Annotated in this window: 13 protein-coding genes; 8 read left to right on the top strand and 5 right to left on the bottom strand. The window is 70.3% G+C overall.

Annotated elements, in window-relative coordinates; all coding sequences use genetic code 11:
* Positions 1-44 precede the first annotated feature (44 nt).
* The 3 genes from VFV67_RS12700 to VFV67_RS12710 form a co-directional block, all read right to left on the bottom strand.
* Positions 45-449 carry an Lsr2 family protein gene (locus VFV67_RS12700; protein ID WP_326469860.1) on the bottom strand — a complete coding sequence of 135 codons (405 nt, stop codon included), beginning with the start codon at positions 447-449 and terminating at the stop codon, positions 45-47.
* Positions 450-595: 146 nt separating this feature from the next.
* Positions 596-1,372 carry a zf-HC2 domain-containing protein gene (locus VFV67_RS12705; protein WP_326469862.1) on the bottom strand — a complete coding sequence of 259 codons (777 nt, stop codon included), beginning with the start codon at positions 1,370-1,372 and terminating at the stop codon, positions 596-598.
* Positions 1,373-1,378: 6 nt separating this feature from the next.
* Positions 1,379-1,930: a sigma-70 family RNA polymerase sigma factor gene (locus tag VFV67_RS12710; protein WP_414636237.1), complete on the bottom strand. Its 552-nt coding sequence runs from the start codon at positions 1,928-1,930 to the stop codon at positions 1,379-1,381.
* A 180-nt stretch (positions 1,931-2,110) separates the two neighbouring features.
* On the opposite strand from VFV67_RS12710, the gene VFV67_RS12715 reads away from it, so the two are divergent.
* The 6 genes from VFV67_RS12715 (at position 2,111) to VFV67_RS12740 (ending at position 8,267) form a co-directional block, all read left to right on the top strand.
* Positions 2,111-2,821: a DUF4142 domain-containing protein gene (locus VFV67_RS12715; protein WP_326469865.1), complete on the top strand. Its 711-nt coding sequence runs from the start codon at positions 2,111-2,113 to the stop codon at positions 2,819-2,821.
* 57 nt (positions 2,822-2,878) lie between these two features.
* Positions 2,879-4,396 carry a DUF1996 domain-containing protein gene (locus VFV67_RS12720; protein ID WP_326469867.1) on the top strand — a complete coding sequence of 506 codons (1,518 nt, stop codon included), beginning with the start codon at positions 2,879-2,881 and terminating at the stop codon, positions 4,394-4,396.
* A gap of 102 nt (positions 4,397-4,498) precedes the next feature.
* Positions 4,499-5,086 carry a ferric reductase-like transmembrane domain-containing protein gene (locus VFV67_RS12725; RefSeq protein ID WP_326469869.1) on the top strand — a complete coding sequence of 196 codons (588 nt, stop codon included), beginning with the start codon at positions 4,499-4,501 and terminating at the stop codon, positions 5,084-5,086.
* Positions 5,083-5,325, top strand: a complete 243-nt coding sequence (locus VFV67_RS12730; RefSeq protein WP_326469872.1) for a ferredoxin — start codon at positions 5,083-5,085, stop codon at positions 5,323-5,325. The genes VFV67_RS12725 and VFV67_RS12730 overlap by 4 nt, the downstream gene beginning before the upstream one ends.
* Positions 5,326-7,110, top strand: a complete 1,785-nt coding sequence (locus VFV67_RS12735) for an NAD(P)/FAD-dependent oxidoreductase (RefSeq protein ID WP_326469873.1) — start codon at positions 5,326-5,328, stop codon at positions 7,108-7,110.
* 101 nt (positions 7,111-7,211) lie between these two features.
* Positions 7,212-8,267, top strand: coding sequence for a cellulose binding domain-containing protein (locus tag VFV67_RS12740; RefSeq protein ID WP_326469875.1), 1,056 nt, complete (start codon positions 7,212-7,214; stop codon positions 8,265-8,267).
* 4 nt (positions 8,268-8,271) lie between these two features.
* Here VFV67_RS12740 and VFV67_RS12745 read toward each other — a convergent pair whose 3' ends face one another.
* Positions 8,272-11,301: a UvrD-helicase domain-containing protein gene (locus VFV67_RS12745; RefSeq protein ID WP_326469877.1), complete on the bottom strand. Its 3,030-nt coding sequence runs from the start codon at positions 11,299-11,301 to the stop codon at positions 8,272-8,274.
* A gap of 84 nt (positions 11,302-11,385) precedes the next feature.
* Here VFV67_RS12745 and VFV67_RS12750 point away from each other — a divergent pair, with 84 nt between their 5' ends.
* On the top strand, positions 11,386-12,606 hold the full coding sequence (locus VFV67_RS12750; protein WP_326469879.1) for an FAD-binding protein: 1,221 nt from the start codon (positions 11,386-11,388) through the stop codon (positions 12,604-12,606).
* Between the two features lie 2 nt (positions 12,607-12,608).
* Here the strand turns inward: VFV67_RS12750 and VFV67_RS12755 are convergent, their stop codons facing one another.
* On the bottom strand, positions 12,609-13,448 hold the full coding sequence (locus VFV67_RS12755; protein WP_326469881.1) for an NAD(P)-dependent oxidoreductase: 840 nt from the start codon (positions 13,446-13,448) through the stop codon (positions 12,609-12,611).
* Between the two features lie 194 nt (positions 13,449-13,642).
* Between VFV67_RS12755 and iaaH the strand changes: the two genes are divergently transcribed.
* A complete protein-coding gene (gene iaaH, locus VFV67_RS12760) occupies positions 13,643-15,172 on the top strand; it encodes an indoleacetamide hydrolase (protein ID WP_326469883.1) in 1,530 nt (509 codons plus the stop codon).
* Positions 15,173-15,217: the final 45 nt, after the last annotated feature.

Raw genomic sequence — 15,217 nt, forward strand, 5'->3', positions numbered from 1 at the left:
CGACGCCGGTTCAACGGAATGGACGGAATGCCCCGGGGCGGGGTTCAGCCGGAGAACGAGGGCAGCTTCGCCTTGCTGCCTTTACCGCGCTTCCCCTTGGTGGTGGATTGCGCCTCTTCGAATGCCTCGATGACGTTGGCCGGGATACGACCGCGGTCGGCGAGGTCGAAGCCGTTCTGCCGGGCCCACTCCCGGATCGCCCGGGTCTGTTCCCGGCTGGCCGCCGGCCGGGACGGCCCGGCACTGCCCGAGTTTCGCTTGGCCCGGCCCCCGGTGCGCCGCGCGGCGGCGATGAACTCCTCGAGCGTTCCCCGCAGGTGCTCGGCATTCGATTCGTTGAGATCGATCTCGTAGTCGGCGCCGTCGATGGAGAAGCTCACCGTGCTAATGCCGTCGGTCGCGGTGCCGTCCAGGTCGTCGACCAGCTCCACGATGACTTTCTGGGCCATGTCCGCCTTACCTCCATATCCCCGGAAATCGTCGCGAGCATACAACAGCCGTCGGGAAGACACGATCACACACCCAATACGATGAAGTGGAAAGGTGAACCGTCGGAATCGACGATACCAAAGGAATGGTTCGGAAAGGCGTCGGATCAGGCCTGAACGTCGAGCATCGGGGTGCCGTCCAGCCGGCGCAGGCTGAACATGGCGATGTCCTCGGAGCTCACGCTGAGCCCGCCCTGGATCCGCAACGGCTCCGGGGAGGCCGGCACGCCGAACCCGGCGGCCGGGACCTTCCAACTGATCACGGTGTACAGCTCACCGGACTTGGTCACGGCGATCAGCTGGCAGTTCATCGGTCCGACGATCCCACGCAGCTCAAGGTTGATCTTGGTGCCCCAGGTCTCCGGCTCGATGCCGATGGTGGCGCCGACGCCGGTCTCCTGGTTGGTGCCGGACACCGTGCGGGCGGCGGCCACCACGTCGGTCCCGGTCTCCGGCGGCTGGTACGGGGTGGACTCCGCGGGCACGCTGACCGTCACGGTGGGGGCGGCGACCTGGCCGCTCTGGCCCTTGTTCGCCACGGTGACGACGACGGTCGGCACGGCCACCAGCAGCACGGCGGCCGCCGCGGCACCCAGCCATACGGTGCGCCGGTGGGCGGACCGGGTCGAGCTGACCTGCTCCAGCGCGCCGGCGAGCACCCGCTTGCTCGGCAGCGCCGGCGACCTGGCCGGCTTACCGCGCTTGTCCGGCGCCGGCTTCAGCTGGTCCAGCAGCATCGGCAGGTCGGCGAACTCCCGGTACTCGGCCCGGCAGCGCGCGCACTTGGCGAAATGCGCCTGAAAGGCGGTGTGATCGCCCTCATCGAGAATCCCGAGCGCATACGCGGCCACATCGACGTGATCGACCCTCTGGGGTGGGTGCATCGTCGATCACTCCCCGTCCCGAAGCGCCCGGCGGAGGGCGCGAAGCGCGTAATAGACCCGCGACTTGACGGTCCCCGGTGGAACGCCAAGTACCTGCGCGGCCTCGTTGATTGTGCGGCCCCGTAAGTAAGTTTCCTCGATTGCCTCGCGATGTTCCGCGCGAAGGCCCTGCAAGGCGTCTGCTACGACCATAGCTGACAGCGACTGCTCCGAACGGTCCGGCACCGGCACGAGCGTGAGCGGCGCGATGTCAACTTCGCGTGGTCGTGCACTGTGGCTCCGCCTGCCGTCGATCACAATACGACGCGCCACCGTAAACAGCCAAGCCCGGAGCATACCCGGATCCCGATCGAGCTTGTCGGCGTTCTTCCAGGCACGGACAAGCGTTTCCTGCACCACGTCCTCGGCCCACTGCCGATCGTTGCCGGTCAGGTACAGGACGTGGCCGAACAAGGCTCCACCGAACTCCCGGTAGAGCATCCTGACGAGAGCCTCGTCCTTGTCCGGAACGCCGTCTGCGCCGGCAAGATCGACTCTCGTGCTCTGGCGCCGACTCACGGGGGCCATCCTGGACCCCCGTATGGCCTCAAGTCGAGTGATCCAGGTCACATCTTCTTCGTGACCGTGATTGAACCGTGATCCCCAGGTTTCCGTATCTGCTGGTGACCGCACCTGCTGGTGACCGAGGAATCTCCTTGCGCAGAAAGGAAACTTTGATCCACAGTGGACAGGAAGGGCGTGGGCCGAGTGGTGCTGCCCGTGCTGGGTGTGCCGTTGATCGCACTGGTCTTCGGGTTCGTCCAGCCGGCGGCCGCGGCGCCCGCGCCCATCAGCGATTCCGACCGGGAACTGCTGGTCAAGATGCGGCTCGCGGGTCTCTGGGAGATCCCGGCCGGCCAGCAGGCCCAGCAGCAGGCCGCCAGCCAGGCGGTCCGCGAGGCCGGAGCGAGGATCGCCGAGCAGCATCAGCGGCTCGACGAAGATGTCCGCAGGGTCGCCGGGCAGCTCGGCGTGGTTCTGCCCAACCAACCGAGCGAGCAGCAACAGGAGTGGCTCACCGAACTGTCCTCGAAGTGGGGACCCGAGTTCGACGAGTCCTTCGCAACCCTGCTGCGCCAGGCGCATGGCACGGTCTTTTCGGTCATCGCCCAGGTCAGAGCCGGAACCCGTAACGAGATGGTCCGGGCCTTCGCGGACCGGGCCGGCGTGGCGGTCGGCACCCAGATGACCTTGTTGGAGGGCACCGGGCAGGTGGACTTCAACGCGTTGCCGCAGCAGGCACAGGAAGGCACGGCACTGGCCACCGCGGCACACGGGCAACGGCACAACATCGTCGAGGCGAGTGCGCGGACCAGCACCAGCGGCGTCGACGTTGGACTAGTGATCGGCATCTGTCTCGTGGAGTTCGTCCTGGTTCTCGGTCTGTTGCGGCTGCTCCGCACGCGCTGACCGGGCACCCGCCGAATCCGAGACCAGACCCAACGAAGAAACAGCGAGGTTCAAACCATGGCACGACATCAGATGCCCCAACGCACGAAGCGGCGGCTGATCGCCGCGGGCATCGCAGCGGTGACGATCATCGGAACAGGTGTCGTCATCGGAGTCACCGGCGCCGCGTCTGCCAAGAACCGGAGCAGAGGGGTGGATCTGTCCGTCCTGGAGTGCATCCCGGTCGACGCCCAGCCGAGTGCCCCGCCGTCGCAGCCGCAGGCCCCGCCGAGCTCGTCGGCCGCCGATGTCGCGCCACCTGCCGAGGCTCCCGCGGAGGAGGCGCCGGCCGAGCAGCCGCCCGCCAACGAGGCACCCGCCGAGGAGGCGCCGGCCGAGCAGCCGCCCGCCAACGAGGCACCGGCCACCGAGGCACCCGCCCAGGAACAGGGTGCTGAGCAGGAGGGCGCCGAGGAGGCGCCGCAGACCCAGGGCCTCCGCAAGCCCAAGCCGGCCCCGGCTCCGGCCCAGCCCGCCGAGCAGCCGGCCGACTCGGCCGAGCAGCCCGCCGAGGTCAACCCGCCTTCGGAGACCCCGGGCAAGCCCGCGGCGCCGCCGGCCGCCAACGCTCCGGATGAGGCCGGGCCGCAGCCGCCGAACACCCCCGAGCCGCAGCCGCAGGCCGAGGACGTCAAGGAGTTCACCAAGCCCAGCTGCAACGACGCTCTCGGGCCGTTCCCGCAGGACTTCGTGAACATCCTCAAGGTGCGGCCGGCCAACAACCAGCCGCGCGTCCAGCGTTCCGGCTCGCGGGGCACGTTCACCAGCAACTGCGGGACGAACCAGAACGGCCACCGCAACTCCGACAACCACATCGTGGGTCCTGGCGTGATCAACGCCGCGCACCACCAGCACGACTACGTGGGCAACGAGGACACCAACGCCAACTCGACCCCGGAGAGCCTGGGCGCCGCCGGAACGACCTGCAACAACGGCGACAAGTCCACCTACTTCTGGCCGGTGCTACGGGTACGCAACCGCGATGGCGGCGGCGCTTCCGATGACGCGCCGAACCCGCACAACATCGGCGACATCGTCGGTCCGGCAAGCGTCAACCTGACCTTCCGCGGCAACGCGGTGGCCAAGGTCGTGCCGATGCCGCAGTTCATCAAGATCCTGACCGGCAACGCCAAGGCCTCCATCCAGAACGGCGCCAACGCCAACGCCAAGTGGACCTGCACCGGGTTCACCAACCGGTTCACCGACAAGTACCCGCTGTGCCCGCCCGGTAGCCGGCTGATGCGCGTGGCCGACTTCCCCAGTTGCTGGGACGGCCAGAACGTGGACAGCGCCAACCACCGCACGCACATCGTGTTCCCGAACCAGCAGGGTGTCTGCCCTGAGGGAACCCAGGCGGTGCCGCAGCTGCGGATCACCCTCACCTACAACATCCCCCGCGGCCGGATCTTCGCGGTGGACGCCTTCCCGGAGGTGCAGCACAACCCGACCACCGACCACAACGACTTCCAGAACGTGATGCCGGAGGCCCTCATGCAGCGAGCGGTCCGGTGCATCAATAACGGCCAGCGCTGCTAGTTTCCTCCTGCGTAAGCAGTGCTGGAACGGGCCAGGCAGGCCGGATCCGCCCCGGCCTGCCTGTCACCCGGTTCAAACTCGGAGGCTCGATTGCTTTACCAGATGGCGCAGAGCGCAGCGGAACAAGGGGCGCACGACGCGGGTGTCTACGAGGTGTCCGCGCTGTCCGCCCGGCTCGCCTACGCCATGATGTGTCTGACCGTCTGCTGGGGGGCGCTGACCAGCATGGGCTGGGTCGGCCGGGTGACCGGCCGGCAGGCGCTCCGCAGCGGACACATCTTCCTCTCCGCGACGACGCTGGCGTTCATCGCCGCGCACTCGCTGTCCTACCTCATGTTGCAGGCCGATCCGTACACCATGACCCGCCTGCTCATCCCCTTCTACGCGGGTGGCCCGCTCTACACCGGGCTGGGCATCCTCGCGTTCGAATGCCTACTCGTCGTGGTGATCGCCACCGGAATGCGCCGGTTCATGTCGAACCAGCGCTGGCTGTTCGTGCACCGGCTGGCCTATGTCGCGTTCGTCCTCGGGATCCTGCACGCGCTGCTCACCGCGATGGCCAACGGCCACGTCGCCATCCTCTGGCTGGGCGGGATCACGCTGCTGATCCCCACGCTCGCGGTGATCGCGGTGCGGGTCATGCCGGCCAAGGCGCTGGCCACCACCGGACTGATCGAGGACGCGCCATGAGCCGCAGGATCACCCGACCGACCACGGCGCGGACCGAACCCGCCGTGGCGCACGTGAACGTCAACAACGACCGGTGCGGGCGGTACGGCACCTGTCAGGCCGAGGCCCCGGATCTGTTCCAGCTCACCATCACCGGCGAGCTGACCTACCGCCGGGCCGTCTCGGCCGAACACCTGGACCAGGCCCGCTCGGCCGTCCGCTGCTGTCCCACGCTCGCCATCGTCCTGAAGGAACGGTAGATGCCCGCAGAGAGCAAGCGCGAACGGATCGTGATCGTCGGCGCCGGAGCCGCGGGGCTCCGCGCCGCCGAACGGTTGCGGGAGCAGAGCTTCGACGGCGAGCTGGTGATCGTCAGCGAGGAGCCGTACCGGCCCTACCACCGGCCCGCGGTGAACAAGCAGCTGCTCACCGGTGCCATGCGGCCCAAGGACTGCGTCCTGCCGCTGCACACCGACCTGGACGCGACCTGGCGCTACGCCAGCCGGGCCACCCGGCTCGACCCGGACGAGCACATCGTGACGCTGCCCGGCGACGAGCGGATCCGGTACGACGGGCTGGTCATCGCGACCGGCTCGCAGGCCCGGCACCTGCCCGGCGCGCCGCGGCACGATCCCCGGGTTCAGGTCCTGCGCACCGTGGCCGACGCGGCCGCCGTGCGCCGGGCGATCGCCCACGGTCGCGGTGGGGTGGCCGTGGTCGGCGGCGGCTTCGTCGGCTGCGAAGTCGCCTCCGCCGTCGTCTCGATCAACCGGCAGGCCACGATCATCACCCGCGAGGACCGGTTGCTCGACCGGATTCCCGGGGTGAACCTCGGCGACGCGGTGGCCGACCTGCACCGCTCCAAGGGCGTGCGGGTGATCACCGAGACCACCGTGCAGGAGTGGGTGTCCAAGCCCGAGGGCGTCGCTATGTACCTCTCCAACGGGCAGGTCGTGGTGGCCTCCTGCGTGGTGCTCGGCATCGGCACCGTGCCGGTGGTGGACTGGCTGCGCGGATCGGGACTGATCCTGGACGACGGGATCATGTGCGACGCCACCTGCCACGCGGTCGGCGCGTCCGACATCGTGGTGGCCGGGGACGTCGCGCGCTGGCCGAACCTGCTGTTCGACTCGGTTCCGCGCCGGGTCGAGCACTGGCTGCACGCGATCGAGATGGGCCGGGCCGCCGCGGACAGTCTGCTGGCCGGTTCGAACGCCGAGCCGTTCACGCCGGTGCCGCGGTTCTGGTCGGAGCAGCACGGGATCCGCATCCAGGCCGCCGGTGTGCTCGGGCTGGCCCAGGAAACCGAGGCGGTCGGCAACCGGGTCACCGGTTACCTGAGCAACGGCTCGATGGTGGGCGTGGTGGGCTGGGACAACCCGCGCGGCATGCTGCGCTGGACCGATGAGCTGGACCACCAGCTGACCACCGCGATGAATCGCAGGCTCGACCGGCCGACCGTGCGCGACCAGCTCGCCCGGTTCGCCGAGACGCCGCCGTTCGAGCAGCCGGCGATGTTCGCCGACACGCAGCAGTTCCCGGTGCCGATGTTCACCGAGCCGCCGGTGGTGGCCCGGTCCCGCCCGCCGATGCCGCCCGCTCCCCCGGTGGCGCCGGTTCCGCCGCCCATGGCCGCCCGGCCCCCGCTCGCTCCGGCCATGTCCGCCATGCCGCCGGTGCCGCCGATGCCGCCGCGCCCGCCGGTCATGCCCCGGCCGGTCGTGCCGGTCGCCCAGCCGCAGCCGGTCCCGCCGGCTCCCCCGGTTCCCCAGCCGGTCGCGCCGGCCGAACCGCAGTACGCGGACGCCCGGTTCGTGGAGTTGCCGCTGCCGGAGGACGTCGTGGTGCCGGACGTCGTTCCGGACATGTCCACGCTCGGCCCGGCCGAGATGAGCCTGCCGAACATCCCGCTCCCGCCCGAGCTGGCCGCGATCGGCGCCGCCCGGGCGCGGGCGGAGCAGGGCGACCCCGGCCTGACCAGTGTCCAGGGCATCCCGCCGGTGCTCGACCACCGCTCCCCCGCGGTACGCGACCTGTTCCGGTAACCACCGGTCCAACCCAGATGGCCCCTACCGGGCCGCTGGGCTGGACATTTACCCTGGGAGCGCTCCCAGAAACCAGGCGCTCACCAGGGTGGAGTACGACCATGCGCAAGAAAGCCCTGCTCTCCGCGGTCCTCACCGTCCTCACCGTCATCGCGGCACTGCTGGTGGTCAGCCCGGCGCCGCAGGCCGGCGCGGCCGGCGTCAAGATCATGCCGCTCGGCGACTCGATCACCGGCTCGCCCGGATGCTGGCGGGCGCTGCTGTGGAATCGCCTGCAGAACACCGGGCACACCAACATCGACTTCGTCGGAACCCTTGGGCCGCAAGGCTGTGGGGTGCCCTACGACGGCGAGAACGAGGGCCACGGCGGCTTCCTGGCGACCAACGTGGCCAACCAGAACCTGCTGCCCGGCTGGCTGGCGGCCACCACACCGGACATCGTGCTGATGCACTTCGGCACCAACGACGTGTGGAACAACCTGTCCCCGGACACGATCCTCGCCGCGTTCGGCCGGCTGGTCGACCAGATGCGGGCCAGCAAGGCCACGATGAAGATCCTGGTCGCCAAGATCATCCCGATGAACCCGAGCAACTGTGCGGACTGCGCGCAGCGGGTGGTCAACCTCAACAACGCCATCCCCGGCTGGGCCGCCTCGAAGAGCACCGCGCAGTCCCCGATCACCGTGGTGGACCAGTGGACCGGGTTCGCCACCGGCACCGACACCGGCGACGGCGTGCATCCCAACGCCGCCGGCGACCAGAAGATGTCCGACCGCTGGTACCCGGCCCTGGTCGCCGCGCTCGGTACCGTTCCGCCGGTCACCACCACGACCACCACGACCACCACCCCCGGAAATCCGGTGCCCGGCTGCACAGTGGAGATTCGCGTGGTGAACTCCTGGCAGGGCCACTTCCAGATCGAGATCATCGTCCGCAACACCGGCAGCACCCCGATCAACGGCTGGGCGGCGCGGTTCACCCTCGCTCCCGGCATGAGCGTCGACCAGTCCTGGAACAGCGTGGTCAGCAACAGCGGTCAGGAGGTGACCGTGCGCAACCTCAACTGGAACGCGAACATCGCCCCGAACAACTCGACCAACGTCGGGATGATCCTCAGCGGCAACCCGGCCGGCTGGAACCCCAACCCGACCTGCTGATTGGCTACAGCAGCCGCAGTTGCACGTCCCGCGCCCGGCGCGGCGCCGCCTCGCCGACCCGCTCCCACACCCGGGGGTCGAGGTCGGCGAGGAACGGCGAGCGCGGCCGCTCGGCGGTGTGGCTGAGGTAGAGGTGCCGTTGCGCCCTGGTCATGCCGACGAACAGCAGGCGCCGCTCCTCGTCCACCTCGTCGTCCTCGGATCCGGGCCAGCGCAACGGAAGCAGGCCGTCCGCGCAGCCGAGGACGAACACCACCGGGAACTCGAGGCCCTTGGCGGCGTGCAGCGTGAGCAGCGAGATCCGGTCGGCGCGCGGATCCCAGCTGTCCACCTCGACACCGAGGGCCAACTCGGCGCGGAACCCGGCGAGGTCGGTGCCGCAGCGCAACGCCAGCGGGGTGAGCAACTCGGCGGCCGTGTCGAGCTCCGGGTCCGGCACACCACCGGCGAGCGCCGCCGCGGTGGCCCGAACCTGTTGCGCGACGGTCAGTTCGGTCACGTGCGGCAGCGCGGCGAGGATCGCCGGCACGCCGGGCCGGCCGGCCAGCCGGTCGTGCGAGCGCTTCTGGAACGGCAGCCCGGTCTGGGTGAGCGCGTCCACCACCGGAAGCGACTGCCGGTCGGTCCGGTACAGCACGGCGAAGTCCGAGAAGTCCAAGCCGGCCGTGCCGTCCGAGTCGACCCGGCCGGAGTCCAGCGCGTGGAACGACGCACCGCCGAGCAGCTGCTCGATCCGCCTGGCCACGAACTCGGCCTCGACCCGCTCGTCGGCCGCCTGATGCAGCCCGACCAGGGCGTCGCCGAACCGGCCCATCGGTCGCAACGAGCGGTCCGGCACCAGGGTGGCCGGCTCGATGGCGCGCAGCGCCGCGGCCACGATGTGCTTGTTGGACCGGTAGTTTCGGCCGAGCGTCACCGTCGTCGCACTCGGGAAGTCCTGCCGGAACCGAAGGAAGAACCCGACGTCGGCGCCGCGGAACCGGTAGATGGCCTGGTCCGGATCGCCGATCGCGGTGAGGTTGCCGTCCGGCGGCGCCAGCAGGCGCAGCAACCGGTACTGCTGCTCGTCGACGTCCTGGTACTCGTCGACCGAGATCCACCGGTACCGCTCGCGGTAGCCGGCGGCCAGTTCCGGGTCGGACTCGAGCAGTTCGACCGGCACCGCGACCAGGTCGTCGAAATCGACCAGGTCGTTGTGCCGCAACGACTTGGTGTACCGGGCGTAGTCCTCGCCGGTCCGGGCGGCAAGCAATCGGCGGGCGGCCCGCTCGTCCCCGGTCACCTCGGTGGCCACGGCCAGCTGCCGGGCCGGATCGGCGATGCCGAAGCCCGCGCTCAACCCCACCCGGTCGTGCTGTTCGCGCAGGATGCGCAGCCCGAGCGCGTGAAACGTGGTCACGGTCAGCCGGGCCGCGTGCCGCGGCGCGAGCGCGGCAAGCCGCTCGGCCAGCTCCGCGGCGGCCCGCCGGGTGAACGTGATCGCCAGGCACTGCTCCGGCGGCACACCCCGTTCGGTCACCAGATGCGCGATCCGGTGGGTCAGCGTGCGGGTCTTGCCGGTACCGGGACCGGCGACGATCAGCAGCGGTCCGGCGCCGGCCTCGGCCGCGGCGCGTTGGTCGGGGTCCAGGCCGTCGAGCAGCCCGCCGGCCGGAACCGGTTGCGCCGCCTCGGTCTCGGCGGCAACCGGCACCGGTCGCACCGCGGCCGGGGGGTCCGCGACCGGGCGCGGAGCCGGCCGGGCGACCGGCAGGTCGTCGAACAGGGCCGGGGCGGTGAGCCGGTCCAACTCGCCGGGTTCGAACAGCCGGATCACGCCGTACTCGCCGTCGTACCCGGCGTCCCGCAGCACCGCGCCGCGACGCAGCCGGGTCACCGCCTCGGCAAGCAGCGTCGAGTGCGGCGCGATGCCGTCGACCGGGATGTCCTGCAGGATGCCCAGTTCCGGGCCGAGTGCGGCGGTGAGCCGGTCGATCGCGGCGAGCACCGTCTTGCTCTTCGGCCCGCAGCCCAGGATCTCGCTCATGATCTCCGGCAGCGGCACCAGGTTGTCGAACCCGGCGGCGCCGTCCGGCCGGAAGCCCTCCGGCCGGTCCGCCAGCTCCGCCACCCGGCTCAGCACGCCGACGGTCAGCGGTTTGCCGCACTCCGGGCAGATCCCGCCGTGCGCCCGGGTCTGTGCCGGCTCCATCCGGACGCCGCACTTGCGATGACCGTCCACATGGTACTTTCCCTCCTCGGGAAAGAACTCCACCGAGCCGGCGTGCCCGTCCCCGGTCTCAAGGGCGTGCTTCACCGCGTAGTAGTCCAGGCCGGTGTCGAACATCGTGGCCTCGCGGCCGAGGATCGGCGGCGAGTGCGCGTCGGAGTTGCTCACCAGGCGGTACCGGTCCAGGCCGGACACCCGCCAGTTCATCGCCGGGTCGCTGGACAGTCCGGTCTCCACCGCGAAGATGTGGTCGGCCAGGTCGGCGTAGCAGTCCTGCACCGCGTCGAACCCGGACTTCGAGCCGAGCACGGCGAACCACGGCGTCCACACGTGCGCCGGCACCAGGTAGCTGTCCGGGCCGGACTCCAGGGTGATCTCCAGCAGGTCCCGGGAGTCCAGGCCGAGGATCGGCCGGCCGTCCGAGCCGAGGTTGCCGATCCGGCCCAGCCTGAGGTTGACCTCCGCGGCCGCGTCGAAGTCCGGGACGTAGACCAGGTGGTGCACCTTGCGGGTGCGCTCGGCCCGCTTGTAGATCGTGGAGATCTCCACCGAGAGCATGAACCGCACCGGCGCGGCGGCCAGGCTGGGCGGCAACCGGCGATTGATCTCCCTGTCCAGGTCCGCGCGCAACCGGAACAGGCCGGGCTCGGCCGGCTCCAGGCTCTCCCGCAGGTGGTCGAACCAGGCGGGGTGGGTGAAGTCCCCGGTGCCCACCAGCGTGATTCCCTTGCGCCGGGCCCACCAGGTCAGGTGCTCGAGGTCGCAATCCCTGCTGCAGGCCCGCGAATACTTCGAATGGATGTGCAGATCGGCTCGGAAACGCACCCGGGCGATCCTGCCACAGCCGCCCCGCCCGGCCCGGTCGCAGGTTGCGGCGGGCGTGTCGCCCGTTCCGGTAGATTCATTCCGATGAGCGTGGCGAACTGGGCCGGCAACGTCTCGTTCGGCGCACGCCGGTTGCACCGCCCCGGGTCGGTCGAGGAACTGTGCCGGGTGGTCGCCGAGGCGGACCGGGTGCGCCCGCTGGGCACCGCGCACTCGTTCAACCACATCGCGGACACGCCGGGGGACCTGGTGTCGGTGGCCGGGCTGCCACCGGTGGTGGAGATCGACTCCGACCGGTCCCAGGTGCGGGTGGCCGCGGGCCTGCGGTACGGCGAGTTCGCCGGGCGGCTGCACGCGGCCGGGTTCGCGCTGCCCAACCTGGGCTCGCTGCCGCACATCTCGGTCGGCGGGGCGTGCGCGACGGCCACCCACGGTTCCGGTGTGGGCAACGGCAACCTGGCCACCGCGGTGTCGGCGCTGGAGTTGGTCACCGCGGACGGGTCGGTGCGGACCGTGCGCCGGGACGCCGACCCGGACTTCCCGGGAATGGTCGTCGGGCTCGGCGCGCTCGGCGTGGTCACGCACCTGACCCTGGAGCTGGTGCCGTCCTTCGAGATCCGGCAGTACGTGTTCGACGGCCTGCCGCACCCGGAGCTGTTCACGCGGTTCGACGAGGTACTCGGGCTGGCCTACAGCGTCAGCCTGTTCACCGACTGGCGCCATCCGGTGGTCGACCAGGTGTGGGTGAAGCAGCGCGGCGCCGAGCCGCCGGAGCTGCCGGCGACCCCGGCGGACGGGCCGCGGCATCCGGTGCCCGGGATGCCGGTGGAGAACTGCACCCAACAGCTCGGCGTGCCCGGCCCGTGGCACGAGCGGCTGCCGCACTTCCGGCTCGAGTTCACCCCGAGCAGCGGCGAGGAACTGCAGACCGAGTACTTCGTGCCGCGGAGCCAGGCGCTGGACGCCTTCCAGGCGGTGCACCGGCTCGCTCACCTGGTCGCGCCGGTGCTGCACATCTCCGAGATCCGCACGATCGCCGCGGACGATCTATGGCTGAGCCCGTGCCACGGCCGGGACTCGGTGGCGTTCCACTTCACCTGGATCCGGGACGCGGACGCGGTGCTCCCGGTGATCGCGGCGGTCGGCGACGCGCTCGCCCCGTTCGCCCCCCGCGCGCACTGGGGCAAACTATTCGTCCACAGTGGACACTACGATCGGCTGCCCGACTTCCGCGCGCTGATCGAGCGCTACGACCCCGCCGGAAAGTTCCACAACGAGTTCCTCGAGCGGCACGTCTCCGGATAGCGTCACGTCGCTCGGTGGTCCCGCCAGGAGTGCCGCGGAGCGTAGCCGAGCACCGCTCTGGCCCGGTCGATGGACAGCAGCGTCTCGTGCTCGCCGATCTCCCGGGCGAGCGGGGTGTCGGGGTAGACCTCGCGGAGCAGTTCGGCCGACGGCCGGTCCATCACCGTGTCGGCGGCGGCGATGATGTAGCTGGAACAGCCGGCGACCTCGGCCTCGAGCGCGTTACGGCAGGACGCGGCGACGTCGCGCTGATCGACGTAACCCCAGAGGTTCCACCGGCGGGCCGGTGCGTCCGCCTGGGCCGCCCGCAGGCCGGGATACTCGGCCGGGTCGAAGATGTTGGAGAACCGCAGGGCGAGGAACGGAATGCCGGACCACGCGGCGAACTGCTCGGCCACGGTCTCGGTGGCCACCTTCGACAGGGCGTAGGACGTCGTGGGGTACGGGTAGTGGTCCTCGTCGACCGGGGCGTACCGCGGCGGGGTGTCGAACGGCAGACCGAGCGTGGTCTCGCTGGACGCCCACACCACCCGCCGGTGGCCGAGCCGGGTCGCGGCGCTGAACACGTTGTAGTTCATGGCGATGTTGGCGGTGAACGTGGTGGCCGGCGGATGGATGCCGGGCGCCGGGATGTTCGCCAGGTGCACCACCATGTCCGCGCCGTCGAGCGCCTCGACGGCCTGCCCGAGGTCGGTGAGGTCGGCGAGCAGCACCGGGGTTCCGATGTCCCGGCCGGGCGCGCGCAGGTCGGTGGCGATGACGTCGTAGCCGTGCTCGAGCAACTCGGACACCGTGGCGCGGCCGGCCTTCCCGCTCGCGCCGGTGACGCAGATCGTGGTCATGACAGGAGTATGGCCTGGGTCTGAATGGCGGTGGCGATAATGCGACGAATGCCATTCACGAATTGGGATTCGAAAATTGTCGTGTTCACATTATCAATATGCCCGCACGCGGCGAGCCCGTTGTCTACGGTGTGACCCGGCTCAGACCGCGCGCCCCACCGGAGATGTGCATGAACAGCAGGTTCGGACGTCGAGTGTTTCTGCGAACTTCGGGTGCTCTCGGCGCCGCCGTCTCGGTCGCGCCGCTCGCCGGGTGCGGCACCGGCGGGGACGACATGTCCGAGGCCGAGCTCCGCGAACTGTCTGCCGCACAAGCGATTGCGGCGATCCGCAGCGGACGGGTCAACGCCGAGCGGTACGTCCAGGCGCTGATCACGCGGGCCGGGAATTTGAAGCACCTCAACACGCTGATCACCATGAATGGCTCCAGCGCGCTGGCCGCCGCACGCCAGATCGACGCGGACCGGGAAGCCGGCAGGGAATTGCCCGCACTGGCCGGGTTACCCATTGTGGTCAAAGACAACATCAACTTCCGCGAACTGCCGACCAGCGCCGGAACCACGAGGTTGATGAACTCGAAGCCCACGACCACGGCACCGTCGTTGCAGAAGCTGCTCGACGCCGGCGCGCTCGTGCTCGGCAAGGCCAACATGCACGAGCTGGCGTTCGGCATCACCAGCACGAACCTGAGCCTGCTCGCCGGACCGGTGGCCAATCCGTACGACGAGACCCGGATCCCGGGCGGCTCGTCCGGCGGCACCGCGGCCGCGATCGCCGCCCGGATCGTCCCGTGCGGCCTTGGCACCGACACCGGCGGCTCCACCCGGATTCCCCCGGCGCTCACCGGCACCGCCGGCCTGCGCCCATCGGTCGGCAACGGCGGATCCCAGCGCCGCTACACCGACACCAACGCGATCGTTCCGGTCAGCCACACCCGCGACACCGTCGGGCCGATGGGCCGCACCCTGGCCGACGTCGCCCTGCTCGACTCGGTGATCACCGGCGCTCCCCTGGCCACCGTGGTGCCGCTGGCCGGCCTGCGCCTCGCGGTGCCGGCGAGCTTCTGGGCCGGCCTGGACAACCAGCTCGCCCCGATCGTCGAGGCGGCCAGGAAGAAGCTGGCCGACGCCCGGGTCGAACTCGTCGACGTCGACCTCCCCGGCCTGTTCGAACTCAACAACATGGTGTCGTTCCCGGTCGCCCTGCACGAACCGATCGCCGACCTGCCCGCCTACCTGGAAGCCTCCGGACTGACCGGCATCACCCTGGCCGACATCGCCGCCAGCATCGCCAGCCCGGACGTGAAGGAGGCCTTCGGCGGCGTCCTGGCCGACGCGTTCGGCCCGCAGTACAAGGCGGCCATCGAGATCCACCGCCCCGCCCTGCAGAAGATGTACACCGACTACTTCGCCGCCAACCGCCTCGACGCCATCCTGTTCCCCACCACCATCCTTCCCGCCGCCCCGATGGACACCCAGCACGGATCGAGCACGGTCACCATCAACGGCGGTCCCCCCGCCCCCACCTTCCCCACCTACATCCGCAACACCGACCCCGGCAGCAACGCCGGCATCCCCGGCATCTCTCTGCCGGCCGGCCTCACGTCCGGCGGCCTCCCCGTCGGCCTGGCCCTCGACGGCCCCCTGGCCAGCGACACCAAACTCCTCTCCATCGGCCTCGCCATCGAAGCCCTCCTCGGCCGCGTCCCCGGACCCCCGCTGTAACAACGACGACGCCGGGTTTCGCCGGGGTGGCCGCTGCGCGGCCAC

The organism is Actinophytocola sp. (assembly GCF_035762905.1).
GTDB lineage: Bacteria > Actinomycetota > Actinomycetes > Mycobacteriales > Pseudonocardiaceae > DASYTH01.